Raw genomic sequence first — 25,307 nt, 5'->3', positions numbered from 1 at the left:
CTTTGCAATGACAATGCCGGAACGGGCAGGGCGGATGAATCGGGAGGGAAAATGGCGCTAAAAAAGCAGATGTGCGCGGTTTAGTAGCAGAAACGCGACGGTATCAGACGAATTGGCGGGGATTTATGGCACCTGGATGTAGGGGCGAATGCCGAGCGCGCGGCTGCCCTGCATCAATTGAGTGCAAGGTTTGGCGTGATGGCAGGGTTGAACCAAATCTGGGCAGGCTTGCCTCTTGTCAGACGGCGGCGTGCATCTGGTCGACGACCATCACTCGGTTACGGCCGGATGCCTTGGCGTGGTACATGGCTTTGTCTGCGCTACTGAGCAACGCACCGAGTTCACTCGTGGGGGCTGTTGCGAACGCCAGGCCTATGCTAGCGGTCACCGGGTGTTCAACGTTGACGTTCAGTTTGGCTATCAGGGCCCGCAGGCGCTCGGCGATCTCGGTGGCGGTGTGCAGAGGCGTATCGGGCAGCAGGATGGCGAACTCCTCGCCGCCCAGCCTGCCGGCTATGTCGTCATCCCGCAGGCTGGCGCTGATCACGGCACCGATCCGCTGTAGCACCTGGTCGCCCGCCGCGTGGCCGGCCGTATCGTTGATCTGCTTGAAATGATCGACGTCCAGCATCAGCACGGCCACGAAGGTACAACCCTCCCTGCAGCGGGCGTGCTGCACCGATGCAGAGTCGAAAAAGGCACGTCGGTTGTTCAGCCCGGTCAGTTCGTCCGTGCACGAAGCCACCATGGCAAGCCGGTGAGCGTGTTCCATTTCGTGTTTCAGGCGCCACGCGGTCAACAGGGCTGAGGACAGGCTTTGCGTCGCGTTGACGACGAACGATGCGAACACCAGTACCGCCAGTGCGATCCCCTGCTGCAGCGCGGAAGGCTGCACCACCAGCCAACCGGTGCAGGGCAGCAGCACCAGGGCGATCGATACCACGGTCATGTTGCGGTATGACGAGTAACACGACACGGCGCTGACCGACATGCCCACGGCAAACAGCATGATCAATGTCTGCCCCAGCAGGTCGTCGGCCGGCATCACAGCCAATGCACCCAAGCCCCAGGTTGCCGCCGACAATACCAGCGTGGCCCAGTAGCGCCACTCCCAGCGTTCAGCCGTGCGCTGGCTGGCGGGAGCGCGCAGGTAGGTGATGAACATGGCGGTACGCAGGGCCGTCGAAAGGCTGAGTACGGCCATCCAGGCGACCACCTTTTGCTGGTCGAAACGCTCCCAGCCCAGCCAGCACAACATGATGGCTGCCAAGTAGCTGCCCAGCACAGCGGGCGCTGACTGGACGAACAGCTGTTTCAGGCGGTCCGTCCTTACCGAGTGCGCTATCTCATCGCGAGGATCAAGGCCTGTCATGGCTGCCGCCGCCACGCTTGAACGGTAGCGCGTTGTGGCACTTCGCAGGCACCTGCAACGGTTGTCAGCAGTTCACGTTGCTGCATGAGGTTTCCCTTGATCGAAGTCGGTGCTGGCGACGCGCGGCCGAGCTTCGCCGAACATAGCCTGTTTCATGACAATCCGAAAGCCAGGCACGCGGGTGTCAGTGCCGGCTGTTCCCCGCCGGTGAGAGGGTGTTTGAATCTCAGAGCAGGATGTAGTCGCTGTATTGACGCAGCCCGCCATGGGCACCTTCGATCAAGTGCACATAGCGCCCGCCCACCAGGTCGACGGGCAGGCAGTCGTCTACTTCCAGTACTGCATCGGTATGCGGTTTGAGCCAGGCCGACTGCAAGCGTTGCTTGCCCAGTTGCTTGGCTTGGGCCTTGTCCCTGGCCACCACCAGCAGGTAGCGGTGCGCCTCGCCAAACACGTTGGGCTCGTAGCCGCCCAGGTTGATGAAGAACAGCCGTGGGTCATCCGCGCCTGGCGCCAGCGGGCTGAACGCGACACGGTAGCGATCGATACCGTCGACTTCCAGCCACGAGTCGATGTGCAGGCCCGCACGGCTGCCGAACCAGTCCTGGCGCAGTTGCGGGTACGCCTGCTCCAGTGAATCGGCCTGTGCGAACAGCACGTCGTGTACCTCGATACTGGCCCGTGGGTGGCGGCCACCGAGCATGACTACGTACAGCATGAGCAATTCCTTCAGGGGGCAGTAGACGGCGTATTTTGCGGGATTAGCAGGGCGTGTGTGGAGTGCGTAGAAATCTGTACAAATTCATCTAATATCTATGCAATAAGTTAGTATTGTATAGTATTTTTCGAGGTGTCGAGGCCTGCAGGGCGTTCTTCGCCCTCTGGCTCGATCCGCAGTCCAGGGACCCGCAACTGCCTCAGCGCCTCCTCGGGCTGGCAGCGGGCAACGACCGAGGTAGCTGAACATGTACAAAGCGCTGTTGCTGGTTGCCTGTCTGCTTCTGGGAAGCTGTGGCAATGTCGGTGTCGAGCACTATGCCCAGGCGCAACCGAAACTGGAGCTGGCGGCGTTCTTCTCGCGCCCGGTGCAGGCCTGGGGGATGTTCCAGAAGCGTTCCGGCGAAGTGGTGAAGCGCTTCCACGTGCGCATCGACAGCCGCCGCGAAGGTGAGCGGCTGATCCTCGACGAGCATTTTCTCTACAGCGATGGCACGCGCCAGCAGCGTACCTGGACACTGGTGCCGGACGGCCCTGGCCGCTGGCGGGGGACAGCGGGGGACGTGATCGGTGAGGCGCGCGGCGAAGTGGCGGGGAATGCGCTGCGTTGGCGTTACCAGCTTGACCTGCCGGTCGACGGGCGGCACTGGCAGGTGGACATGGACGACTGGATGTACCTCATGGATGAAGACACGCTGATCAACCGCACGAGCATGAGCAAACTGGGCGTGGAAGTTGGCCAGATCACCCTGTTCTTCCGCCGCTTGCCAGCGGGCACGCCCTGAAGCTGATCGCGCTTGCCCCGCTCAACGTGAGGGCGACGCCGCGAGACGCGAAAGCAGTGGCAGGGCCAACGCCCACACCGGCATCAATAACAGGCCGGTTTCCATCGTGCCCAAAGGCAAGGCGACATCCGCCAGCCTGGCGCCGCCGACATACGCCAACGGGCCGCCGAATGCGCCCAGCAACGCGCCGAGCCAGTAGCGCTTGCCGGCCCATGCCAGGCTGTGGCGCATGCCGCTGGCCAGCACCCACCACAGCAGTGCCAGCCACAGCGGCAGCGGCCAGGCGTCGAAACCGAACACGCCCAGTACCCCCAACACGCTATCGAGCAGGCAGCCGGCCAATGCAACGCGCCACAGTGCCTTGCCCTCGGCGTTGAAGTTCGGGCACAGGCGCAGGTGCACGGCCAGGCCCAGAGGTACCAGCAGCAGCAACCAAGGGCGTTGCGCGCCCAGCACGCAGGCCCACCAGCCGGCCTGTAACCAGAGCGCATTGGCGACCAGCCAGCAGCTGCGCATCACGCACTGCCAGGCCAGGGGGCGCGCCGTGCCTGGGGGGCCGCCCACAGCAGGTGCGCGACACCGATGGCGCGCTCCTCGAAGCCGCCTTGGCAATAACACAGGTAGAACTCCCACAGGCGCTGGAACATGTCGTCGTAGCCCAGGTCCATCAGCGCTGTGCGCGCCTGGCGCAGGTTTTCGCGCCAATGATGCAAGGTGTGGGCATAGTCCAGGCCAAAATCCTCCAGGTGCACAAGGTTGAGTGCAGTCTGCCGGCTGGCGGTGTCCAGCATCACGCTCAGCGAGGGCAGGGCGCCACCGGGGAAGATGTAGCGCTGGATGAAGTCTACCGAGCGCCGTGCCTGGGCATAGCGCTGGTCGCGGATGGTGATCGCTTGCAACAGCATCAGGCCTTCGGGCTTGAGCAGCGAGGCGCACTGACGGAAGTACACCGGCAGGTAACGGTGCCCGACAGCCTCGATCATCTCGATCGATACCAATTTGTCGAAGCTGCCTTGAAGGTCGCGGTAGTCTTCGCGCAGCACCGTCACGCGCTGCGCCAGCCCCAGGGCCTGAACGCGCTGCAAGGTATGGGCGTACTGGGCTTCGGAGAGTGTCGTGGTGGTGACCCGGCAGCCGTACCGGGTGGCGGCGTGGATTGCCAGGCTGCCCCAGCCGCAACCAATCTCCAGCAGGTGATCGTCAGCGCGCAGTTCGAGCTTCTGGCAGATGCGCTCCAGCTTGTGCAACTGGGCGTGCTCCAGGGTTTGCCCGGGGTACTCGAACTGGGCGGCAGAATACATCATGGTCGGGTCCAGTAGCCGCTCGAACAGGGCATTGCCCAGGTCGTAGTGCGCCAGAATGTTGCGCCGGGCGCCGCGCCTGCTGTTGCGGTTGAGCCGGTGCAGCAGGCGCAGGGCAGGGCGGCCGAAGCGGGCCAGGCCACCTTCGAGCGCATCGAGCACTTCCAGGTTGGCGACGAACAGTCGCGTCACCAGTGCCAGGTCGGGGCTTCGCCAGTAGCCATGGATGTAGGCTTCGCCCGCGCCGATCGAGCCATTACCGGCGATCAGGCTCCAAGTGGCGTCATCGAGGATCTCCACCTCGGCCTGGAGCAGGCTTTCGGCATCACCGAAGCTCCACTGCTGCCCGTGGCTGAGCAGACGCAGGTGGCCGTGGCGCAGTTTGCCCATCTGGGCCAGCACGGCGCTTCGTGCAAGCCCGCCGAGTAAGGGCGCAAGGCCGGCGAACTTGCTAACGCTCAGGGTGGGATTCGACATGTTCAGGGTCCTCGCAAGGTTGGCCGAGCGCCAGGTCACCCTGGCGGGTGGTGTGGTCATGGACGGGGGTGCGTTTGAACAACAGGCGCAGCGCTTGCCAGTAGATGGCCAGAACGGTGTGCAGGCTCATCCAGGGAAAGGTCAGCACGTAGCGGCGCAGCGCGGGTGCATCCAGTGGCTGGCGCTGCAAGGTGAGGTCAGCCTCGAACACCTTGCGGCCGCCTTGCCAGTTCTGCATGTGAATGCGTACATGCGCCGCGTCCAGGCTGAAGCGCAGGTGATAGTCCATGTCCAGGGGCATGAACGGCGACACATGGAAGGCCTTGGCTACGGTGAAGCGCTTGGCAAGGTTGCCCTGCACTGGCAGCACGTAGTGAAAGCGTTCACGCCACGGCGTGTTGCGCACCTCCAGCAGAATCGCCGCCAGGCGCCCGTCGCGGTCATGGCAGAAGTAGAAGCTCACCGGGTTGAACGACAGCCCCCAGCAACGCAGTTGCGTGAGCAGGCGCACCGGGCCTTCGGGCATATGCCCTGTCGCCTGGTGGACCAGCAAGCGTGCGGCCTGGGCCAGCGGTTCGCCCTGGCGGGTCAGCGCGGGCAGGTAGTCGGTCTCGCGCCAACACAGCGGTGCCAGGCGCCAGCGCCCCAGCCAGAGAGACAGTTTCAGCAGCCAGGTTTGCTCGTCCAGGTCCAGGTAGAACATGCCGATCCGGTAACGGAACGCGTGGCGCCGCGGCGTCAGGCGCCGGTGGCTGACCCAGCCCAGGCAAAGGCTGCTGTTCACAGCTGCTCTCCAAAGTGCGCGGCCACTTTCAGCGCGCTGACTACCCCGTCTTCGTGAAAACCATTACCCCAGTAGGCGCCACAGAAGTAACTGTGTTGCTGGCCCTGCAACTGCGCCTGGCACGCCTGCGCGTCGGAGGCCGCAAGGCTGTACTGCGGGTGGGCGTACTGGAAGCGGGCGATGATCTGTGCCGGGTCTACCTGCGCGGTCTGGTTGAGGCTCACGCAGAAGGTGGTCGGCGCCTTGATGCCTTGCAGCAGGTTCATGTTGTAGGTCAGCGCCGCGGGGGCCTGCTCTGGGCCGCCCAGGCGGTAGTTCCAGCTGGCCCAGGCGCGCCTGCGGCGTGGCAGCAGACGGGTATCGGTGTGCAGCACCACGTCGTTGCTGGCGTAGCCGATGGCGCCGAGCACGGCGCGCTCCTGCGGGCTTGGGGTGTCCAGCAGCGCCAGGGCCTGGTCGCTGTGGCAGGCGAACACCACATTGTCGAAGCGTTCGCTGCCGGCAGCGCTGACCAGGGTGACGCCACCTTCGTCGCGGCTGACCCGGTAAACCTTGCAGTTGAGGCGGATGCGTTCGGCAAACGGTCGGCACAGCGGCGCAACATAGCCGCGCGAACCCCCTTTGATCACCCGCCACTGCGGCCGTTGGGTGACCGACAGCAAGCCGTGGTTGCGACAAAAGCGCACGAAGAACTCAAGGGGGAAGCCGAGCATGTCTGCGCGGGACATCGACCAGATGGCCGACCCCATTGGCACGATGTAGTGGTCGATGAACCGCCGCCCATAGCGGTGCGCCTGAAGGTAGGCGCCCAGGGTGGTGTTGGCGTCGATGCGCTGGGCGTCGAGGTCGGCGACTGCCTGGCGGTTGAAACGCAGAATATCCCGTAGCATCCCCCAGAACCCAGGGGACACCAGGTTGCGTCGTTGGGCGAACAGTGTGTTCAGGTCATGACCGTTGTATTCCAGGCCGGTGATCGGGTCATGCACCGAGAAACTCATCTCGGTCGGCTGCGAGGCGACCTTGAGCTGGTCGAGCAACCGGATGAAGTGCGGGTAGGTCCAGTCGTTGAAGACGATGAAACCGGTGTCTATTGCATGGCGCTCACCTTGCCAGATCACATCGAAGGTATGCGTGTGCCCCCCGACCCATTGCTCGGCCTCGAAAACCGTCACTTCGTGCTTGCGTGACAGCAGATGGGCGCAGGTCAGCCCCGCGATGCCACTGCCGATGATTGCTATACGCATGGATCATCATTCCTGTTCATGACGGGCAAGGCGTTGGCCCAGTGCCAGGCGCAGGCGCGCGGGCAGTGCCCCGAGCAGGCGCAACGCCCAGGTAAAAAAGCCGGGGAAATTGATTTCCAGCGGGCGGCGCTGCAGACGCCTGGCGATATGCTGGGCTGCGCGGTGCGCGGGCCACAGCTGCGGCATGGGGAAATCGTTGCGCCGGGTCAATGGCGTGTCGACGAAGCCGGGGCTGACCAGGGTGACCGCGATGCCCTCGTGTGCCAGGTCGATGCGCAGTGACTCCACCAGGTAACGCACCGCAGCCTTGGACGCGCCGTAGGCGCCAGCGCGAGGCAAGGCCAGCCAGCTCACCGAACTGCCCATCACCACCAGGTGGGGACGTTGGCCGGCGCGAAGCAAGGGCAGTGCCGCCGCCAGGCAGTAGCTGGCACCCAGCACGTTGGTGCGCAGCACACGTTCGACCACGGCCGGATCAAAATGGCCCGGCTCCAGGTATTCGCAGGTGCCTGCATTGAGAATGGCCATGTCCAGCCCGCCCCAGGCCTGCTCGATGCGGGCAGCGATAACGGCCACCTGCTGCGGGTCGTCAATATCGCCAATGGCCAGCAATACCTGCCCGGGGAACCGTTCAGCCAAGGGGGCAAGGCGCTCCGCGTGGCGCCCCCCCAGGGCAACCTGGTGGCCTTGCTCCAGCAGTATCTGCGCGAGTGCGGCACCGATACCGCTGCTTGCGCCGGTCAGCCAGCAGCGGCTCATGCCAGCCTGCCTTTGAGCCAGCGGATAGCACTGCCCATGACCGGAAGGTGTTCATACAGCAGGGCGCCGGCGTCGAAATAGTCCTGGTGAAAATGCACGCGGTCGCGCCAATGCAAGCAGCTGCAGCCTTGCAAGGTGATCTGCTGGCCGCGGGCCAGGCGTGGGTGGCAAAACTGCAGGGTCCAGCGCAGGTAACCCTGCCCGGGCCTCACCTCGTCGGCGCTGGTGAAGGCGTAGCGGATATCGTGGGCGTTGGCGTACAGCTGCTCGAAGTAGGCCCGCAGGGCCGGCAGCCCCTGTATCTGATGCAGGGGATCGCGAAAGGTGACCTCTTCGCTGTACAGTTTTGCCAGCGTGTCGAGGTTGCCCCCATCGAGGCTGGCGAAGCGCTCGGCGAATTGCTTTAGGTACGCTGACATGCTGGGCTCCAGTCAATCCTGTACAACGATGCTTTGTTGTACAGGTATAGCTGAAGCCTAAGTCTTAATCTATACAAATTAACGATCGTGTATAGTTTTTTTGGGTCAGCCCTTGGCCTGGCCCAGTTGCCGGCGCAATTCAGCCACTTCCGCCTCCAGCTCGCGAACCTTCTCCTCGGCGAATACCTGCGCTGTGACATCGCGCTGGATGCCGATGTAGTACGTCAGTTTGTCCGCTTCGTTGTGCACGGGCGTGATGGACAACTCGTTCCAGAACAGGCTGCCGTCCTTGCGGTAGTTGCGCAGTACCTGGCAGCAGGGGCGACCTTCGCGGATTGCCTCGCGGATGGTGGCGATGGCCACCTGGTCATGATCCTCGCCCTGAAGAAAGCGGCAGTCCTGGTAGAGGATGTCGTCGGCGCTGTAGCCGGTCAGGCGCTCGAAGGCCGGGTTGACGTAGATAAGGATGCTGTCATTGCCCTCCTGCTCGGCGACGACGACGCCATCGTTGGAATGCTCGACCATCAGTTGCAGGAGTTTTGCGTTGATCATAGGGCCCACCCACAGAAATCTCGTATGCGATATGCGCAGCGTAGCCTCTGTGCAGAAGGCTTCGGCGCCGTGTGCTGTATGATGAACCAAGGTTGCTCGCCGCAGAAGGTGCAGATGGGTTTAGAATAGGGCTCCCCCCGGAAGCCCACTCGCCATGACAGACGCCACCCCACCCGATTTGCTACCCATGCGCGACGTGGTCAGCCTGACTGGCATCAATCCGGTGACCTTGCGTGCCTGGGAGCGGCGCCACGGGCTGATCCGCCCGCAGCGCACCGAGGGCGGCCATCGCCTGTACACGGCCCGGGATGTGCAGCGTATACGTGACATCTTGCGCTGGACCTCCAAAGGCCTGCCCATCAGCAAGGTCGGTGACATGCTCGTAGGCCAGCCTGAGGCGTCTGTGCAGCCGCATTCGGCCTTTGACGATTGGCGCGCCGCCGTAGTGCGCGCAACCCAGGCATTCGATGCGCAGGCGCTGGAAGGGATCCATGGCCAGTTGTTCACACTCATGCCCAAGGCCACTGTACTGCGTGAAGTGCTGATGCCGGTGTGGCATGAGCTGGCTTCAGGCAGTGCGTTCGGCCAGCGTAGCCAATGGCTGTTTCTCGATACGTTCCTGCGCGCCCGCTTGCTGCTGCGCCTGCAGATGAACCAGCCCGATGCGCCGCGCGTACTGCTGGCGGGCACCGAAGGGCAAGCCGAACTGCAAGTGTTGTGTGCCGGGCTGCTGTTGAGCGGCGAGCAACAACGCATCGAGGTGCTCGGCTGCGGGCAACCGCTGGAAGAGCTGCCCTTGTTGTGTGCGGCGATGCAGCCGGCGGCACTGGTGATTGCGCTGCAGGCACCGGTTGGCCCCGTGTTGGCCAGGCGCCTGCGCGCGTTGCAGATGGAGATTGCCTGCCCGCTGGCGCTGATAGGCGCAGGCCTAGCGGGCTCTCAGGCGGCGTTGCAAGGCATTGCGTTGTGCCTGCTGGACGAGCAAGGCGCCGACGTCGCGGGCAAACTCAACGCCTTGCTCAGCGGCGCCCTGGATTTCTGACCCTCTAGCGGCAGGGGCTCTGTACAAAAAGTTTTGTGAGAGCAACTGCCTTGCTCAAAACTCTAAAACAGGCATGACCCCCGTGGGAGCGGGCTTGTCCCGCGAACACGGGCGAAGCCCGTGCCATCGTTCGCGGTGCCTGCTTCGCGGGGCAAGCCCGCTCCTACAACGATGGATGACCATACTTTCGTACAAAACCTAGGAAGGCACGCGATCTTCAGCTACCACACGGTTACGCCCATTTTCCTTGGCCAGATACAGGCGCTCGTCGGCACGCTTGAGGATGGCTGCGGCGGTGGGGGTCTCTATACTGCGGTAAGCCACACCGATAGATAGCGTCAGTGTGCCGACCTGCTTCATGGGCGTGGCGCTCAGCGTCGAGCGAATACGCTCGGCGACCTCTTTCGCAGTACTCGGCCCGGTGTTCGGCAGCAGCAGGCAGAACTCTTCGCCGCCGGCCCTGCAGGGCAGGTCCCCTGCACGGGTACAGTCACGGATCACCTGCGCCACCTGCTGCAGGGCCAGGTCGCCGACATCATGGCCGAAGGTGTCGTTTACCCGCTTGAAGTGGTCGATATCCAACGCCAGTACCGCATAAGCCTGCTGCGATGCATCCAGGGCCTCAAGTGCTGCCTTCATCGCGCGCCGGTTGCCCAGGCCGGTCAAGAGGTCGGTTTCGGCGGCGGCGTTCAATGTGCCGATCTTCTGTTGCAGGTGTTGCGCCTGCATCACCAGTGCCTGGCGGATCGCCGCAGCCTCTGCGTACCAGGCCTTGATCGCGGACAGTTCTGCCGTTGCATTGGGCGCCGAAAGGTCGATGGCATGGCCGGCCAGCGCACGTAACGGGCGGGTGATCAGCATCACGCCGAGCAGTATCAGAGCTAAACCGACCACCCCGGCCGGGATGATCTTGATCAGCATGTCGCGCATCAGCTTGGCCAATGGCGCCAGTGCCTGTGCCCGCGGTTGTTGCACCACCACAGCCCAGTTGGAGCCTTGCACATGGGCAAACCCGGCGAGCATCGGTACCCCCCGGTAGTTGACGGTCTCCAGGGTGCCGTTTTCACCGTGCAGGGCGATGTCCACCGTCTCGCTCCAGCCGAGCACTTCACCGATGCGCTGTTGGTCGGGGTGGTAAAGCAAGCGGCGGTTGCCGTCGGCGACGAAGGCGAAGGTGCCATCGAGGTGATGTTCGCCAATCAGCGAATGCATCACGCCACGCTGCTGCAGGTACACCGAACCGCCCACCAGCCCGAGAAACTGGCCGGCCGGGTTGAAGATCGGCTGCGACACGAAGACGATGAGCTTGCCGTTGGCCGCGGTGAATGCCTGGCTGACCAAGGGCTGCCGTTGTTTGAGTGCTGCGTGCAACTCAGTAGAAGCCACCGTCGAACCGATCTGCACCCCGGGCGGGTATGCCTGCAGGATCTTGCCTGCAGGGTCGGTGATCAGCACGCTGTTCAGTTCCGAGTCCTGGGCCTGCAAGCGAAGTGCTTCCTCCTCTAGCAAGGCTGGGTTGGCAATGTCGCGGCCCAGGCGCTGGCTGCTGTATTTCAGGCGTTCATTGACCGAGTACAGGAACCCATCGATGCTGGAGGCCACCTTGAAGGCATAGGCACGGTTGGCTTCTAGCGCCGAGTGGACCAAAGCATCGCGTTGCACGCCGTAGGCCGTGATCAGGCCATTGCACAGGGTGCCCAGCACGGCAAGTAGAACAAAGCTCAAAATCAGGCCACGCAGGCCGATATGTGATGACAGAATGTTGCCCATGAGTACGTCGTAAGCCTCAACTGCTGGAAATGCTGGCAGAAGCTTAGACAGGAATCGGGTTGTGCACCGAAACCAAGCCAGGCACCCCTTCCCCATACGCCTCACAGGCCTATCCGAACATCTCCTTGCAATCAATTACATTTGAGTGCGCCAGCATTTTGCCTCCGTGCTGTAAGATTGACGGTTAAGCTAAATCGCATGCTAATTTGCTATTTTTTTGACGAAGATCAAAATGCCACCCTAGCGCGCATGCGATATTCCTCCCGAAATCCGTTTCAATTCTTAATTCAGAGCCAGTGTTTTGACGAATGGAATGCCGTTGTTGGCAATCTCCGGCTTAGGCGCCGAAAGCAGCCAGCTTCATCTACAAGGACTGTATTGGTTGGCCTGTGACACCGCAGAAGACGCCACCTTGCTCTGCCGCCAGGTGGTGGAGGGGTTGCCCGAACCAACGCGGGCAGCCCTGATCGCCGATGCGCAAGGCATGGGTGATGTGCTGAGTGCACTGGATGCCGCAAAGGGCCCGGGCGAGCTGGCGCTGTATGAAGCCAACCCTCACGCCACCCTGCACCTGGTCGATGATCTGCCCCGTCTCGATGTTCCTGGCCGTGTGCTTGTCGTGCTGGCGCCTGCCGGTGCCTGGGCAGACGGCAAGGTCGAGCGCTGGTGCGAGGCGCTGCGCCCGCTGTTGTTGGCCGAGGCGGCGCTGCTGCTGGTCATCAGCGGTGGCCAGAGTGCCGGCTTGGTGGAGCGCCTGCGCGTGTTCAACCAGGGCGTCGACGGCCTGGCCCAGGTGTATCGCGGCAAAGGCGGGGTCCGTTACCTGCAGCACTTCTGGAGCAACCCGCTTGGCAAGGCGGGCACCCGGGACATGGAGCTGGTGCGCCTTGACGCGGGGTTTGCCGTTGCCGGTACGCCGCAGGCGCCCACCGATACCGGTGGCGATGAGCTGTTGTGCCTGGCCCAGCGGCCGGTCCTTGAAGGGGCGCCTGCTTTCTCCGAGCACTGGCAGGTCTGCGAAAGCCTCGACGAACTGGCTGACCGCGCCAGCCGAGCGGTGTCCGCCACGGTCATTTTCGCCATGGATGGCGGGCAGCGCCTGGACAGCCTGGCGCGCCAGCTGCACCGCTTGCGCCAGTTGCGTGGCAATGCCTTGAAGCTGGTAGTGCGCGAAATGGCGCCCACCTTGCGCTACCAGGATGAACAACTGCTGCTGGCCTGCGGCGCCACCCAGATCGTGCCGTTTGGCGCCAGCCTGTCACGCTTCCTGACCATGGTGGAAAGCATCCAGGGTTATGTCTGGCGCCGACACCTGCCAACCGACTTCGATGCCTTGCTCACGCGTTTGCGGCCACTCGCGATCTGCGGCTTGGTAGCGCCTGATGCGTTCGCCGAAGCAGTGCAGAACATGTGGCACGGTGTGCGTAACGGCGAAATCGTCCACCAGTTGTTGGTGCTGCGCCCGGCCCCAGGCCTGACTCCCCTGCAGGCATGCTCGCGTACGGTGTTCCGCCGCGACGGCGACATCGCTTGTGTGGTCGGGGAGGTGTTGTTTCTGTTCCTGTTTGCCTGCCGTTCCGAAGGCGTCGAACAGGCACTTGATCACATCTTCCAGTTGTCATGGAAAGAGCTGTTCATCAGCCAGGAAGTGCTTGCCGGCGTCGACAGCCTGGCCGCCCCGGCCTTCCTCGATAACCGCTCGCCGCAGCCGCCGCGGGTCGATGCAGCGGCGCAGTTACCCACGCAAGCGCGGCCGGCACTGGCGCCGCGCCGGGTCGCCTTGGGCAAGCGGGGCGCAGTATGAACTTCACGCAATTGCTGCAAGTGATCGCCCTCACTGCGTTGGTCACCTTGGGCCTGGCCTTGCTGGTGGTGCGCCTGCGCGCAGTGTTGCGCGGCTGGTTGCACCGCCGCCTTTCCCCCCGTTACCTGAAACCGCTGGGCGTACGCCACCGCGCTGCACGCCAGGAACCCCGTAATGACTAATACCACCGTCACGCTCCCGGTTCTGGCCCGATGGCCTGGTCTGGGAGCGTGGAACCTCTATTTTCTGGCCAAGTTCCTGCTGGTCGCTCTGGGCATGCTCGACTTCCAGGCGCTGCCGAACCTCTTGTTCGCAGCGTTTCTGCTGATCCCGTTGCCGGGCAAGTGGTTGCGCATTGCGCGCCAGCTAGCGGCGCTGCCGATTGGCATCGCGTTGTTCTACCAGGACACCTGGTTGCCGCCGTTCAGTCGCCTGCTGGCGCAGCCGGGGGTACTCGATTTTTCGTGGAACTACCTGCTCGAACTGCTGGGCCGTTTCATCAACTGGAACCTGATGGGCGCGCTGGCACTGCTGTTGGTGGGGTATCTGTACCTGCGCCATTGGCTGCGCCTGAGTACCCTGAGCCTGTTAGGGCTGGGCTGGCTGGCCGTCGGCGGGCTGCCGTCACTGGGGTTCACTGCGGGCCAGGCGCCCGGCACGGTGACTACCAGCCCCGCTGCGCAGGCGCAGGCCACGGCGGTGGCCGACAACGCCACGCTCGACGGCTGGCTTGAGCAGTTCTTCGCCAGTGAGCGTGAACGAGTAACGGCGTTCCCTGCCATGAATGCCGAGGAGCAGCCGTTCGACCTGCTGGTGATCAACATCTGCTCGCTGGCCTGGGATGACCTGTCGGCCGTGGGGCTGCGTGACAACCCGCTGCTCTCGCGCCTGGACGTGGTCTTCGATCAGTTCAACTCGGCCACGTCCTACAGCGGGCCGGCCGCCATCCGCGTACTGCGTGCCAGCTGTGGGCAGTCGTCCCACGCGGGCCTGTACCAGAGCGCCCCGGAGCAGTGCCTGTTGTTCCAGAACCTGGCCAGGCTTGGCTTCCAGAGCAATACCTTGCTCAACCACAGCGGGCGCTTCGACAACTTCATCGGCGATATCACCCAGCAGCACATGCCGCAACCTGGCCTGCGCAACACCGATTTCCCGCGGGCACTGGTCGGCTTCGACGGCTCGCCGATTGCCAGCGACCTGGACGTGTTACGGCGCTGGTGGGGCCAGCGTAAAGGCACGCCGGCCGAGCATGTGTCGCTGTTCTACAACAGCATCAGCCTGCATGACGGCAACCGCATCGTCACCGCCGACGGCGGCACCCGTGTGGCCGACTACGCCACTCGCGCCAACCGCCTGTTCGGCGAGCTGGGCACCTTCCTCGACGAACTGGAGCGCAGTGGCCGCCGCGTGGTCGTGGCCATCGTCCCAGAACATGGCGCCGCGCTGCATGGCGACCGCATGCAGCTGTCGGGCATGCGCGAAATCCCCACGCCGTCGATTACCCATGTGCCGGTTGGCCTCAAGTTCATCGGCATGGGGCAGCCTGCGCGCAGCGAGCCGCTGCGGGTCTCGGCGCCCACCAGTTACCTGGCGTTGTCCGAGCTGATATCGCGGGTGTACGCCGGCCTTGGCCAGCAGCAGGCATTGGACGTGCCCAGCCTGCTGAACGACCTGCCGACCACCGAACAGGTCGCGGAAACCTCCGGTGCGCAGGTCTTGAACTACCAGGGGCGCGCCTACATGCGCCTGCAAGGCCAGCCTGACTGGCAGCCTATCCCCGAGGAGAGCCGATGAAGCCTGGCAACGCTGACCCTGCCGACCGTAGTGACGACATTGCCCAACTGCGCCAGCACCTGGATATGCCGGACCTGAACTATCAGGATATTTCCATGCTGGTGGGGGTTCAGCAGGCCTTGCAGCGCTGGCCGTTGCTGGGTGAAAGCTGCCGGTCCAGTGCCCAGGATGGGCTGCTCATGCCTGCACCGAAGGGCGAGGCGGTGTTGCCATGACCAGCCTGGCGTTGCACGGCGTGCGCGGTGGCCTGGGGCGCAGTGCCTTGCTGGCCGCGCTGGGCTATGCGCTGCAGGGCGTGGGTGAGCGGGTGCTGTTGATCGACCTGTGCCCGGACAACCTGCTGGGGCTGCATTTCAACCTGCCGCTGGAGGCGCGCGAGGGCTGGGCGCTTGCCGAGCGGGAAGGGCGGCCGTACACCGACGCTGTATACGAGGTGCTCGATGGGCTGTGCCTGATGCCGTTCGGCAATGCACCTGGCGATGCGCTGCACCCGGCGGCCGACGCTGCAACCTGGGCCGCTCGCCAGGTTGAACTGGCCGAACACTTCGACTGGTTGCTGTTCGACGTGCCGCAGTTACCGGCCGCGACTGCGGGCCACTGCGTCGAGACCGATGTGCAGGTGCTGGTGGCCGAGGCCGAAATGGCCAGCCATCTGCTGCTCGGGCGCCGCCCCATCGAGCGCTACGACCTGCTGCTGATCAACCGTTACGACCCGGCCAGCCGCTTGCAGAGCGACCTTCTGATGGTGTGGCGCGACCTGTTCCGTGATCGCTTGCCCCTGCAGGTGGTGCACCGCGACGAGGCCTTTCTCGAGGCCTTGGCGTGCAAGGCCCCGCTGGGCCATTACGCGCCGCAGAGCCTGGCCTGTCGGGATGTGCAGAGCCTGGCAGTGCGCTGCCTGACGAGGCGGCAGTCGTGACCCTGAACCCTCTGTCGGCTTACGCCTGGTTCACCACACGCGGCGCGCAGCGGCCGGTCGCCTGGCTGTTTACCTTGGGTGTGGCGCTGGCTGTGCTGTTCTTGCGCCTGGAGTCGCCCGCCTGGCAGGCCCTGTTGGCCGAGCGTCAGCGCCTGTACCCGCAGTTGGCGGGCAAGCGCCCGAGCCTGGGCGACCCCGTGCGGGTGTTGATCCAGAGCCTGTGGCTGCTGCTACGGCGCCAACCGCTGCCACGCCAACCAAGGCCGGCCAGCAAGGCCTGGCGTGCCGTGCGCGGCCACTGGCACACCACGCGTCAGAGGGTGCAGCACTACCGTGGCCGGTTGATCGACCGGCTGCAACAGTTGCCCGCGCGCTATCGGGCCAGTGCCTTCAAGCAGGCAGCTTCGGCACGCCTGCGTGGCTTGAGCGTATTCGCCCGCTGGGCCTTCTATGGTGTGCTGACGCTCTGCGCCTTTGGCCTGGCCTTGCTGTGCGTGACCGAGCCGTTCGGCTACCTGGCACAGTTGATGTTCATCTGCCTGCTTCTGGGTATCGCCATGCTGGTGCGGCACATGCCGGGCCGCTTTCCGACCCTGATGTTGATCGTGCTGTCGACCATCATCTCTTGCCGCTACCTGTGGTGGCGTTATACCTCGACACTGAACTGGAACGACACCACGGACCTGGTGTGCGGGGTGATCCTGCTGGCTGCCGAGACCTACTCGTGGTGCGTACTGATTCTTGGCTACATCCAGACCTGCTGGCCGCTGCAGCGCAAGCCAGCGAACCTGCCGGCCAACCCCGGGCACTGGCCGACGGTCGACCTGATGATCCCCACCTACAACGAAGACTTGGCGGTGGTGCGCACCACAGTGCTGGCCGCCCTGGGCCTTGACTGGCCACGCGAGTGCTTGCGCATCTACATTCTCGACGATGGCCGACGCGATGCGTTCCGCGCCTTCGCCGACGAGGTCGGCGTGGGCTACATCGTGCGCCCGGACAACAAGCACGCCAAGGCCGGCAACCTCAACCACGCGCTGGGTGTGACCGACAGCGAGCTGATCGCCATCTTCGACTGCGACCACGTGCCGGTGCGCTCATTCCTGCAGATGACGGTGGGCTGGTTCCTCAAGGACCCGAAGCTTGCGCTGGTGCAGACGCCGCACCACTTCTTCTCGCCAGACCCGTTCGAACGCAACCTGGGCTCGTTCCGCCGCCGGCCCAATGAAGGAGAGCTGTTCTACGGCCTGATCCAGGACGGTAACGACATGTGGAATGCGGCATTCTTCTGCGGTTCATGCGCGGTACTGCGGCGTACGGCGCTGCAAAGCATTGGCGGCTTTGCCGTGGAGACCGTGACCGAAGATGCCCACACCGCCTTGCGCATGCACCGCCAGGGCTGGTCTTCGGCCTACCTGAGCATCCCCCAGGCGGCAGGCCTGGCCACCGAGAGCCTGTCGGCGCACATCGGCCAGCGTATTCGCTGGGCGCGTGGCATGGTGCAAATCTTTCGTACCGACAACCCGATTTTCGGCCGCGGGCTGAGCCTGTTCCAGCGGGTGTGTTACGCCAACGCCATGCTGCACTTCTTGGCCGGCCTGCCGCGGCTGGTGTTTCTGACTGCGCCGCTGGCGTTCCTGTTGCTGCATGCCTACATCATCTATGCCCCTGCCTTGATGATCCTGCTGTACGTGTTGCCGCACATGATCCACGCCAGCCTGACCAACTCGCGCATGCAGGGCAAGTACCGGCAAACGTTCTGGGGCGAGGTCTACGAGACCGTGCTCGCCTGGTACATCGCCCGCCCCACCACGGTCGCGCTGTTCGCGCCGAAGAAGGGCACCTTCAACGTCACCGCCAAGGGCGGCTTGATGGAGCAGGGGCAGTTCGACTGGCGCATCGCCCAGCCTTACCTGTGGCTTGCGGCACTCAACGTGGCCGGCCTGGGCTTTGCCGTGTGGCGGCTGTTCACCGGCCCCACGGCGGAAGTCGGCACGGTGATCGTCAGCTCGCTGTGGGTGGTCTACAACCTGCTGATCATCGGCGCCGCCGTTGCCGTGGCCGCCGAGGTGCGCCAGGTACGCCGCGCCCACCGGGTGCAGATGCACTTGCCGGCGGGGCTGGTGCTGGCCAGCGGTCACGCCTACCCCTGCACCCTGGTCGATTACTCCGATGGCGGCGTCGGCCTGCAGTTGCACCAAGGCCTTGCGCTCAAACCCGGGGCGCAGGTACGCCTGCTGCTCAACCGTGGCCAGCGCGAGTTTGCCTTCCAGGCCAGCGTCACCCGTACCGTCGGGCAACACGTGGGTCTGGTGTTCCACGACCTGAGCCAGCAACAGCGCATCGACCTGGTTCACTGCACCTTTGCCCGTGCCGATGCCTGGCTTGGCTGGCACCAGCAACACGAGGCCGATCGCCCGCTGCGCAGCCTGGTCGAGGTGCTGAAGCTGGGCGCTGTCGGTTACCTGCGCCTGGTCGAGCACATGCCGCCGTGGCTGCGGACATGGTTGCGCCCGCTGCGCGCGCTGGTGCATTGGCTGGCCAGCTACAGGCCCCGCACGCCGCGGCCTATCCCTTTCATGAACCCTGTTGATCGAGACGCATGATGACTGGTTATCCCGCGCGTACCTGGGGCCTGGCGATGGCGCTGTTTGCCGCCTTGTCGCAGAGCGCCGCTGCCGCCTCCGAAGCCCCGCTTGCCGAGCCCGTCGTACCCAAGGTGCCGAGCTGGCCGGTTACGAAAACCTTCGAGCAGCTCGGGCATGCGTCCGACAGCCTGCTGCTGGGGGTGCGCAATAGCGAACACATCGAGTTCGGCCTGCGTCGCGACCGCCTCGCCACCGACGCCACCTTGCAGCTGGACTACACGCCTTCGCCCGCGCTGTTGCCGAACCTGTCACACCTGCGCGTCTACCTCAATGACGAGTTGATGGGGGTAGTGCCGGTTGAGAAGGAGCAACTTGGCCAGCGCGTGCGCCGCCAACTGCCCCTGGACCCGAAGCTGCTCAGCGACTTCAACCGGGTCCGCCTGGAGTTTGTCGGGCATTACACCGACATCTGCGAAGACCCGGCGCACAGCGGCCTGTGGCTGAACCTGAACCGCAAGAGCCAGGTGCAGTTGCACGAGCAGGCACTGGCGCTGGACAACGACCTGGCGTACTTCCCGCTGCCGTTCTTTGACGCGCGCGACACCGGCAAGGTCGAGCTGCCGGTGGTGTTCAGTGGCGTGCCGAGCTTGGGTGAGCAGCGTGCGGCCGCTATCCTGGCGTCTTACTTCGGCAGCCAGGCCGGCTGGCGCAAGGCAACCTTCCCGGTGCTGTACAACCGCCTGCCGGCCAGTGCCGACACCCCCAAGCCGAGCATCGTGTTTGCCAGCAATGAACGCCGCCCGGCATTTCTCGCCGACCTGCAGCAGTTTCCGCTGGTCGACGGCCCGGTGTTGCAGATGATCGACCATCCGCACGACCGCTTCAGCAAGGTGCTGTTGGTATTGGGGCGCAACGATGACGACCTGATCAAGGCAGCTTCGGCGCTGGCGGTTGGCAACAACCTGTTCCGTGGTGCCCGAGTGCAGGTCGAGCAGATGACCGCGCTGCAGCCGCGCAAGCCCTACGACGCGCCAAACTGGACGCGCACCGATCGGCCGGTGCGCTTCGCCGAACTGCTCGACTACCCCGAGCAACTGCAAGTCAGTGGCCTGCAACCGCGGCCGGTGACGCTGTCACTGAATTTGCCGCCAGACTTGTTCGTCTGGCGCAACCAGGGCATCCCGTTGCGCACGCTGTACCGTTATACGGCACCGGCAGTGAGTGACGAATCGCGCCTGAGCATCAGTGTCAATGACCAGTACATCACCAGCATGCCGCTGGTGGGCAACGACCGGCGCGGCGGCACGCTCGAGCAGGTGCGCCTGGCGGTGTTGTCCGGTGACAGCAGCGCACTGACCGAAAACTCGCTGGTGCCGGCCTTGAAGATCGGCGACCGCAACCGCCTACGTTTCGATTTCAGCTTTGGCAGCACCCTGGGCAGCGCCCAGCGCGATCATTGCCAGACGTCGCTGCCGGTGGATGTGCGCGCGGCGATCGACGAAAACTCGACCATCGACTTGTCCGGCTACCACCATTACATCGCCATGCCCGACCTGCGCGCCTTCGCCCGCAGCGGCTTCCCGTTCAGCCGCATGGCCGACCTTTCCGAAACCCTGGTCATCATGCCGGCAAAGCCCACGGCGATGCAGGTTGGCACCTTGCTCGATGCGGTTGGTGGGCTGGCCGGGCAAATCGGTTACCCCGCGCTTGGCCTGAAGCTGGTCGATGACTGGAAGCAGGCAACGGCCGCCGATGCCGACTTGTTGCTGATTGGCAGCTTGCCCGAGGCCTTGAGCGATGCGCCTAACCTCGGCCTGCTGCTCAGCGCCCAGCGTGACTGGCTGCTGCAAGGCCGTAGCGCAGGGTTGCCAGGCAGCCAGCGCTTCGACACCGCGCCGGTGGCCGCGAGCAGCCGTGTGGCGGTCAGCGCGCAGGCGCCGATCGCGGCCATCACCGGGTTGAAATCGCCGTTCCACGAGCAGCGCAGCGTCGTCGCCCTGCTGGCCAACAGCGACAGCGATTACAGGTTGCTGCGCGACGTGCTGGGTGATGTGGGCAAACTCGATGCCGTGGCCGGTTCGGTGACGCTGGTGCGCAGCAGTGGCGTCACCAGCCAGTTCGTCGGCGAGCACTACTTTGTCGGTGCGCTGCCCTGGTGGATGTTGCTGTGGTTCCACTTGTCCGAGCACCCGGTGTTGCTGGCGGCGATCGCGGCCCTTTGCGTGGTGCTGTTTGCCTTCTTGCTGTGGCGGGCATTGCGCTGGGCTGGCCGTCGTCGCCTGGGCGAGCGCGGGTGATGGTGCGTCCGTTGCTGGTAGGGCTGGTCGCCTTGGGCTTGCCCGTTTTCGCCAATGCCGCACCCGCCTGCCCGTGGCCGGCCTGGGAGCGCTTCAAGGCCGAGCTGGTGAGCGTGGACGGGCGGGTCATCGACCCGAGCGATGAGCGCCTGATCACCACCTCGGAAGGGCAGAGCTATGCGCTGTTCTTCGCTCTGGTGGGCAATGACCGGAAGGCGTTCGCGCAGGTGCTGGGCTGGACCGGCAATAACCTCGCCGAGGGCGACCTGGCGCGGCACCTGCCAGCCTGGTTGTGGGGCCGCAAGGGCCAGAACCAGTGGCAGGTGCTGGACGCCAACAACGCCAGCGACGCCGACCTGTGGATTGCCTACAGCCTGCTGGAGGCGGGGCGGCTTTGGGAGATGCCTGCCTATACGCAACTGGGGCAGCACATGCTATGGCGCATCGCCGCCCAGACCGTGCGCAAGCTGCCGGGCCTGGGGGTGATGCTGCTGCCTGGTGACTACGGCTTCGAGGATGCCAACGGCACCCGCTTGAACCCAAGCTACCTGCCGCTGCAGGTGTTGGACCGCTTCAGCCTGGTGGACCCGCTGTGGGGCGAACTGGCCGCCAATACGCGGCGTCTGTGGCTGGCTTCGTCGCCAAAGGGCTTCGCCCCGGACTGGCTGCTGTGGACGCCGGCCGGTGAGCTGGCTGCGGACCCGCAGCATGGCAACGCCGGCGACTACGACGCCATTCGCGTGTACCTGTGGGTCGGCATGCTGGCCGAGGGCGCGGCGCAACGTGCCGAACTGCTGGCTCATTATGCCCCGATGGCGGCAGTGACCGCACACCAAGGGCTACCGCCAGAACGCGCGGATGCGCACAGCGGTAACACCAGCGGCCATGGCCCGGCGGGGTTCTCTGCAGCATTGCTGCCCTTGCTGGCCGCGTCGCCAGCGCACGTTGCCAGCCTTGCCGCCCAGCGTCAGCGCCTGCACGAGCAGCCAGTCGAGGCCAAGGCCTATTACGGCCAGGTGCTGGCGCTGTTCGGCCAGGGCTGGGATGAAGCCCGTTACCGTTTTGACCCGCACGGCCGCTTGTTGCCGGCCTGGAGCGCGCCATGCAGCGAATGATTGGTGTGGTGATGCTGGCGACGCTGGCGTGCCAGGCCGTAGCGCAACCCAAGGATGCCGCTGAACAGCGCCAATGGCTGCTGGACCAGGTGCGTCGGGGCGAGGCATTGCACCGTGACGATCTGGTGCGCGATGCACTGGGCCGCCTGCAATTGCTGGAGCCGCGCAACCCGGACGTGCTGCTGGCAGCCCTGAGCCTGGCGTTGCGTGACAAGAACACCACCGAGGCCCAGCAGTTGCAGGCCCGGATCACTGCCCTGGCGCCTGGCAGCCTGCAGGCACGCCAGGCCACGCGCCTGCTTGCGCTGCAGCAGCCAGAGGCCGTGCGGCGCTTGCAGCAGGCACGCCTGTTGGCCGTCACCGGGCGCAATGAAGAAGCGCTGGCGGCGTATGAGCACTTGTTTGCGGGTGAACCGCCCAGCCTTGAGCTGGCCCTTGACTACTGGCGCGTGCGCGGCAACCTGCCAGGCCAACGCCCTGAAGCCATCCGCCAGTTGCAGCAACTGGACCGGCAGTACCCCGGCAGCGCCGGGCTGCGCCAGACCCTGGCCGGTTGGCTGTTCGCTGAAAACCGCGACCGCGAAGCGCTGGCGCTGCTCGATCAACTGTCGCGAGACCCTGGCGCACGCGATGCCGCTGCCCAGCGCGAGTTCGACTACCTGTCCGGGCAGGCGGTGAGCACCGCCAGTGCGGCGGCCTGGCAAGCCTTCCTGCAACGCTACCCAGCCTCGCCGCTGCTGGCCCAGGCCAGCGATAACCTGCAACAGCAGCGCAAACTGCTGGCCGACCCATCCTGGCAGGCTGGCCAGCGGGGCAAGGCGTTGCTCGACAAGGGCCGTAACGCCGAAGCTGAAGCACAACTGCGCCGGGCGCTGCGCCAATATCCGGACGATGCCAGCCTGTACGGTGCCCTGGGTTATGCGCTGATGCGCCAGAGCCGCTACCAAGACGCCAACGCTGCGTTCCGGGCGGCCAGCGTCAAGGAGCAGGACACCTACTGGATCAGCCAATGGAAAGACCTGGAGTCGTCCAGCCAGTACTGGGCGCTGCTCAACAAAGCTGAGCGGGCATTGCAGGCAAACGACCTGCGAGGCGCGCGCGCCCTTTACCTGCAGGCACGCCAGCAGCGTCCCAAGGATGAATACGCCTTGCTGGGCCTGGCGGATGTCGCGCTGGCAGAGGGCGATGCGGCAGCTGCCGAGCGCCAATTCCTGCAGGTGCGGCGCATGGCGCCGGATAACGAAAGCGCTGTGCGTGGCCTGATGCGTGTGTACCAGGCGCAGTCGCCAGACAAGGCGCAGGCATACCTGGACAGCCTGCCGCCACGCCAGCAAGCGCAGTTCGCCAGCCTGCGCCGCAGCCTGGAACTGGCGCGCCTGCGCCAACAGGGTGATGAAGCCCTGCAGCGCGAAGACTGGCAGGCGGCCAGCCAGGCGCTGGGCCAGGCAACTGCCTTGGCCCCCGATGAGCCTTGGCTGGTCTATCATTTGGCCAACAGCTTGCGTCACCAGGGGCGCACCGCCGAGGCCGACGCAGCATTCGCCAGGCTGGTGCAGCACCAGCCACTCGACCCGGCAACCCGCTATGCCCACGGTCTGTTCCTGGAGTCCAGCGACCGTGATGCCTTGGCTCTGGACAGCCTGGGCGCAGTACCGCAGGCAACCTGGAACCCGGACATGCACGCGCTGCAGCAGCGTATTCAACGGCGCATGACCCTGGCCTCGGCGCAACAGCTGCAGGCACAAGGCCGTGGTGCCGAGGCAACAGCTTTGCTGGAAGCCAGTCTGGCGCGTGGTGAAGGTAGCCCGGATGACGTGATGCTGTTGGGCGACTGGGCAGCAGCGCGCGGTGAACCTGGCAAAGCGCGTGGCTATTACCAGCGTGTACTTGCCGTGCAGCCTGGGCGTGCTGATGCGCGGCTTGGGGTGATGGAAAGCGCCGTGGCCGAAGGCAACCTGGCGCAGGCCCGGCACATGCTGGGCGTGCAGGTGCCACAATTTGCCGCTGATGACAGCAACGCCCAACGGCGTTTGGCGGCGGTCTGGGTCGCCTTGGGCGAACACGAGCAAGCGGCCAGGCTGCTCGACCGGATTGCCGCGCAGCAGACGCGCCCCGATCCATTGCTGCGGCGCGACGCCGCCCGCTTGGTGGCGCAGGATGACCCGCAACGGGCGCTGGACCTCTATGCGGCGGCCATGGCCGATGCGCAGTTGCTCGACCGCGCCGCCGTGTCGCCACGCGACGACCGCGCGCTGACACTGGCCAGCCGCGAGCAGGGCGCCGATGACTGGCTGGCGCGCAGCTTGCGCAGCGACGTCGATGCCCTGTATCGCCAGCGCAATACCCACGTGACCCTGATGCATGACTACGGCTGGCGCGAGGATGACGGTACGCCGGGCACGTCCGAGCTGAGCACCCAGTCGACCTTGTTGCATGTCGATACCCCCTGGCAGGACGGCACCGCCTTTGCGCGGGTAGAACGTATCGGCATGGATGCGGGCTCGTTCGAGCAGAACGATCAGGGGCGTTACACCCCCGACTTCGGCAGCTGCCAGTTTGTTGGCCAGACGGCTGACGGAACATCGCTGCCCGCGTGTACGGGCGGCTCGCAGACAGCCAACGGCAGTGTGCTGGCGCTGGGTTGGCAGGGCAGCCGCTGGGCCTTCGACCTGGGCACCACCCAGGGCTACGCAGTCAACAACTGGCTGGGTGGGGCAACGGTCAACGGCGACCTGGGCCAGGTCGGCTGGTCACTGACCGCTTCGCGGCGGCCAATGAGCAACTCGCTGCTGTCGTTCGCCGGGGCACGTGACCCGGCAACCGACGTGCGCTGGGGCGGGGTCACGGCCAATGGCGGCACGCTTGGCCTGAGCTGGGACCAAGGGGGCGATAACGGCGTCTGGGCCAGCCTGGGGCACCACTGGCTGTATGGCGAAAACGTCACCGACAACCAGCGCACCCGCGCCATGGCCGGCTACTACCACCGCCTGGTGGAGAAAGCCGACGAGCGCGTACGCGTTGGCCTGACGCTGATGCACTGGCGTCACGACAAGGACCTGGGTGGCTACAGCCTGGGGCAGGGCGGCTATTACAGCCCGCAACGCTACACGTCGGTGGGCGTGCCGGTCAGTTACGCCTGGCGCAACTACGACTGGTCGTTGCTGCTGGAAGGTTCGGTCGGTTGGTCCCAGGCCCACAGCGGCCGCAGCCGCCTGTACCCGGACGCGCACATCAACCACAAGGTACTGGCGCAGTATGACGTGCGCTCGAACATCGATGCCATGAACGACGCCAGCGACAGCAGCGGCCTGGGCTACCGCCTGCGCGGCCTGTTCGAACGCCGCCTGAGCGACCACTGGGTGCTGGGGGGCGGGTTCGATTGGCAGCACAGCGATGACTATGCTCCGAGCCATGGCATGCTGTACCTGCGCTACCTGTTCGAGCCTTGGCGGGGCAACCTGGCGCTGCCGGTGGCGCCGCTTGAGCCGTACAGCGAGTGGCGTTGAGGCACGCTGCCCCTAGTGTGGTGTTTCGGAAACACCACACTAGGGCGACCGTACACCAGGGA

Annotated in this window: 21 protein-coding genes; 11 read left to right on the top strand and 10 right to left on the bottom strand. The window is 64.9% G+C overall.

The annotated features are described in order from the left end of the window. Nucleotides 1-238 precede the first annotated feature (238 nt). Together LJX93_RS15315 and LJX93_RS15310 are read right to left on the bottom strand one after the other, a co-directional pair. Entirely contained in the window at nucleotides 239-1,285 is a 1,047-nt protein-coding gene (locus LJX93_RS15315) for a sensor domain-containing diguanylate cyclase (protein WP_033698459.1), read from the bottom strand. Nucleotides 1,286-1,598: 313 nt separating this feature from the next. Further along, complete coding sequence (locus tag LJX93_RS15310; protein WP_033698458.1) at nucleotides 1,599-2,090, bottom strand: DUF1543 domain-containing protein; 492 nt, start codon at nucleotides 2,088-2,090, stop codon at nucleotides 1,599-1,601. Between the two features lie 247 nt (nucleotides 2,091-2,337). On the opposite strand from LJX93_RS15310, the gene LJX93_RS15305 reads away from it, so the two are divergent. After that, on the top strand, nucleotides 2,338-2,874 hold the full coding sequence (locus LJX93_RS15305; RefSeq protein ID WP_227696150.1) for a DUF3833 domain-containing protein: 537 nt from the start codon (nucleotides 2,338-2,340) through the stop codon (nucleotides 2,872-2,874). A gap of 21 nt (nucleotides 2,875-2,895) precedes the next feature. On the opposite strand, the gene LJX93_RS15300 is transcribed toward LJX93_RS15305, so the two are convergent. The 7 genes from LJX93_RS15300 to LJX93_RS15270 form a co-directional block, all read right to left on the bottom strand. Then, nucleotides 2,896-3,390: a DUF2878 domain-containing protein gene (locus LJX93_RS15300; protein ID WP_033700116.1), complete on the bottom strand. Its 495-nt coding sequence runs from the start codon at nucleotides 3,388-3,390 to the stop codon at nucleotides 2,896-2,898. Further along, nucleotides 3,390-4,652, bottom strand: a complete 1,263-nt coding sequence (locus LJX93_RS15295) for an SAM-dependent methyltransferase (RefSeq protein WP_227696149.1) — start codon at nucleotides 4,650-4,652, stop codon at nucleotides 3,390-3,392. The genes LJX93_RS15300 and LJX93_RS15295 overlap by 1 nt, the downstream gene beginning before the upstream one ends. Next, a complete protein-coding gene (locus LJX93_RS15290; RefSeq protein ID WP_047583153.1) occupies nucleotides 4,627-5,436 on the bottom strand; it encodes a DUF1365 domain-containing protein in 810 nt (269 codons plus the stop codon). The genes LJX93_RS15295 and LJX93_RS15290 overlap by 26 nt, the downstream gene beginning before the upstream one ends. Further along, on the bottom strand, nucleotides 5,433-6,680 hold the full coding sequence (locus LJX93_RS15285) for an NAD(P)/FAD-dependent oxidoreductase (protein WP_227696148.1): 1,248 nt from the start codon (nucleotides 6,678-6,680) through the stop codon (nucleotides 5,433-5,435). Before LJX93_RS15285 ends, LJX93_RS15290 begins: the two co-directional genes overlap by 4 nt. A 6-nt stretch (nucleotides 6,681-6,686) precedes the next feature. Then, complete coding sequence (locus tag LJX93_RS15280) at nucleotides 6,687-7,439, bottom strand: SDR family NAD(P)-dependent oxidoreductase (protein WP_227696147.1); 753 nt, start codon at nucleotides 7,437-7,439, stop codon at nucleotides 6,687-6,689. After that, on the bottom strand, nucleotides 7,436-7,858 hold the full coding sequence (locus LJX93_RS15275) for a nuclear transport factor 2 family protein (RefSeq protein ID WP_033698449.1): 423 nt from the start codon (nucleotides 7,856-7,858) through the stop codon (nucleotides 7,436-7,438). Before LJX93_RS15275 ends, LJX93_RS15280 begins: the two co-directional genes overlap by 4 nt. A 105-nt stretch (nucleotides 7,859-7,963) precedes the next feature. Beyond that, a complete protein-coding gene (locus tag LJX93_RS15270) occupies nucleotides 7,964-8,410 on the bottom strand; it encodes a PAS domain S-box protein (protein WP_033698446.1) in 447 nt (148 codons plus the stop codon). A 154-nt stretch (nucleotides 8,411-8,564) separates the two neighbouring features. On the opposite strand from LJX93_RS15270, the gene LJX93_RS15265 reads away from it, so the two are divergent. Continuing rightward, nucleotides 8,565-9,452, top strand: a complete 888-nt coding sequence (locus tag LJX93_RS15265) for a MerR family transcriptional regulator (protein WP_033698443.1) — start codon at nucleotides 8,565-8,567, stop codon at nucleotides 9,450-9,452. A 198-nt stretch (nucleotides 9,453-9,650) separates the two neighbouring features. Here the strand turns inward: LJX93_RS15265 and LJX93_RS15260 are convergent, their stop codons facing one another. Next, nucleotides 9,651-11,222, bottom strand: a complete 1,572-nt coding sequence (locus LJX93_RS15260; protein ID WP_227696146.1) for a diguanylate cyclase — start codon at nucleotides 11,220-11,222, stop codon at nucleotides 9,651-9,653. Nucleotides 11,223-11,535: 313 nt separating this feature from the next. On the opposite strand from LJX93_RS15260, the gene LJX93_RS15255 reads away from it, so the two are divergent. The 9 genes from LJX93_RS15255 to bcsC are packed head-to-tail and all read left to right on the top strand — an operon-like array spanning nucleotide 11,536 to nucleotide 25,245. Further along, complete coding sequence (locus LJX93_RS15255) at nucleotides 11,536-13,026, top strand: BcsE family c-di-GMP-binding protein (RefSeq protein WP_047583148.1); 1,491 nt, start codon at nucleotides 11,536-11,538, stop codon at nucleotides 13,024-13,026. Next, the gene (gene bcsF / locus LJX93_RS15250; protein WP_047583147.1) at nucleotides 13,023-13,208 is read left to right on the top strand and encodes a cellulose biosynthesis protein BcsF; all 186 of its coding nucleotides are present in this window, start codon (nucleotides 13,023-13,025) and stop codon (nucleotides 13,206-13,208) included. The genes LJX93_RS15255 and bcsF overlap by 4 nt, the downstream gene beginning before the upstream one ends. Continuing rightward, a complete protein-coding gene (bcsG, locus tag LJX93_RS15245; protein WP_047583146.1) occupies nucleotides 13,201-14,820 on the top strand; it encodes a cellulose biosynthesis protein BcsG in 1,620 nt (539 codons plus the stop codon). The genes bcsF and bcsG overlap by 8 nt, the downstream gene beginning before the upstream one ends. Beyond that, the gene (bcsR, locus tag LJX93_RS15240) at nucleotides 14,817-15,035 is read left to right on the top strand and encodes a cellulose biosynthesis protein BcsR (RefSeq protein WP_052040664.1); all 219 of its coding nucleotides are present in this window, start codon (nucleotides 14,817-14,819) and stop codon (nucleotides 15,033-15,035) included. Before bcsG ends, bcsR begins: the two co-directional genes overlap by 4 nt. Continuing rightward, on the top strand, nucleotides 15,032-15,739 hold the full coding sequence (bcsQ, locus tag LJX93_RS15235; protein ID WP_033698435.1) for a cellulose biosynthesis protein BcsQ: 708 nt from the start codon (nucleotides 15,032-15,034) through the stop codon (nucleotides 15,737-15,739). Before bcsR ends, bcsQ begins: the two co-directional genes overlap by 4 nt. Continuing rightward, entirely contained in the window at nucleotides 15,736-18,345 is a 2,610-nt protein-coding gene (gene bcsA / locus LJX93_RS15230) for a UDP-forming cellulose synthase catalytic subunit (RefSeq protein ID WP_095064519.1), read from the top strand. Before bcsQ ends, bcsA begins: the two co-directional genes overlap by 4 nt. Next, complete coding sequence (gene bcsB, locus LJX93_RS15225; protein WP_227696145.1) at nucleotides 18,342-20,624, top strand: cellulose biosynthesis cyclic di-GMP-binding regulatory protein BcsB; 2,283 nt, start codon at nucleotides 18,342-18,344, stop codon at nucleotides 20,622-20,624. The genes bcsA and bcsB overlap by 4 nt, the downstream gene beginning before the upstream one ends. Continuing rightward, on the top strand, nucleotides 20,624-21,739 hold the full coding sequence (gene bcsZ / locus LJX93_RS15220; protein WP_033698430.1) for a cellulose synthase complex periplasmic endoglucanase BcsZ: 1,116 nt from the start codon (nucleotides 20,624-20,626) through the stop codon (nucleotides 21,737-21,739). The genes bcsB and bcsZ overlap by 1 nt, the downstream gene beginning before the upstream one ends. Then, nucleotides 21,727-25,245 carry a cellulose synthase complex outer membrane protein BcsC gene (gene bcsC, locus LJX93_RS15215; protein WP_227696144.1) on the top strand — a complete coding sequence of 1,173 codons (3,519 nt, stop codon included), beginning with the start codon at nucleotides 21,727-21,729 and terminating at the stop codon, nucleotides 25,243-25,245. The genes bcsZ and bcsC overlap by 13 nt, the downstream gene beginning before the upstream one ends. The last annotated feature ends 62 nt before the right edge of the window (nucleotides 25,246-25,307 follow it).

Origin of the sequence: Pseudomonas sp. HN2-3 (assembly GCF_020691745.1) — a bacterium.
Taxonomy (GTDB): domain Bacteria; phylum Pseudomonadota; class Gammaproteobacteria; order Pseudomonadales; family Pseudomonadaceae; genus Aquipseudomonas; species Aquipseudomonas capeferrum.
The sequence above is the reverse complement of the archived record's forward strand: the minus strand, read 5'-3'. Positions and strand labels throughout refer to the sequence as shown.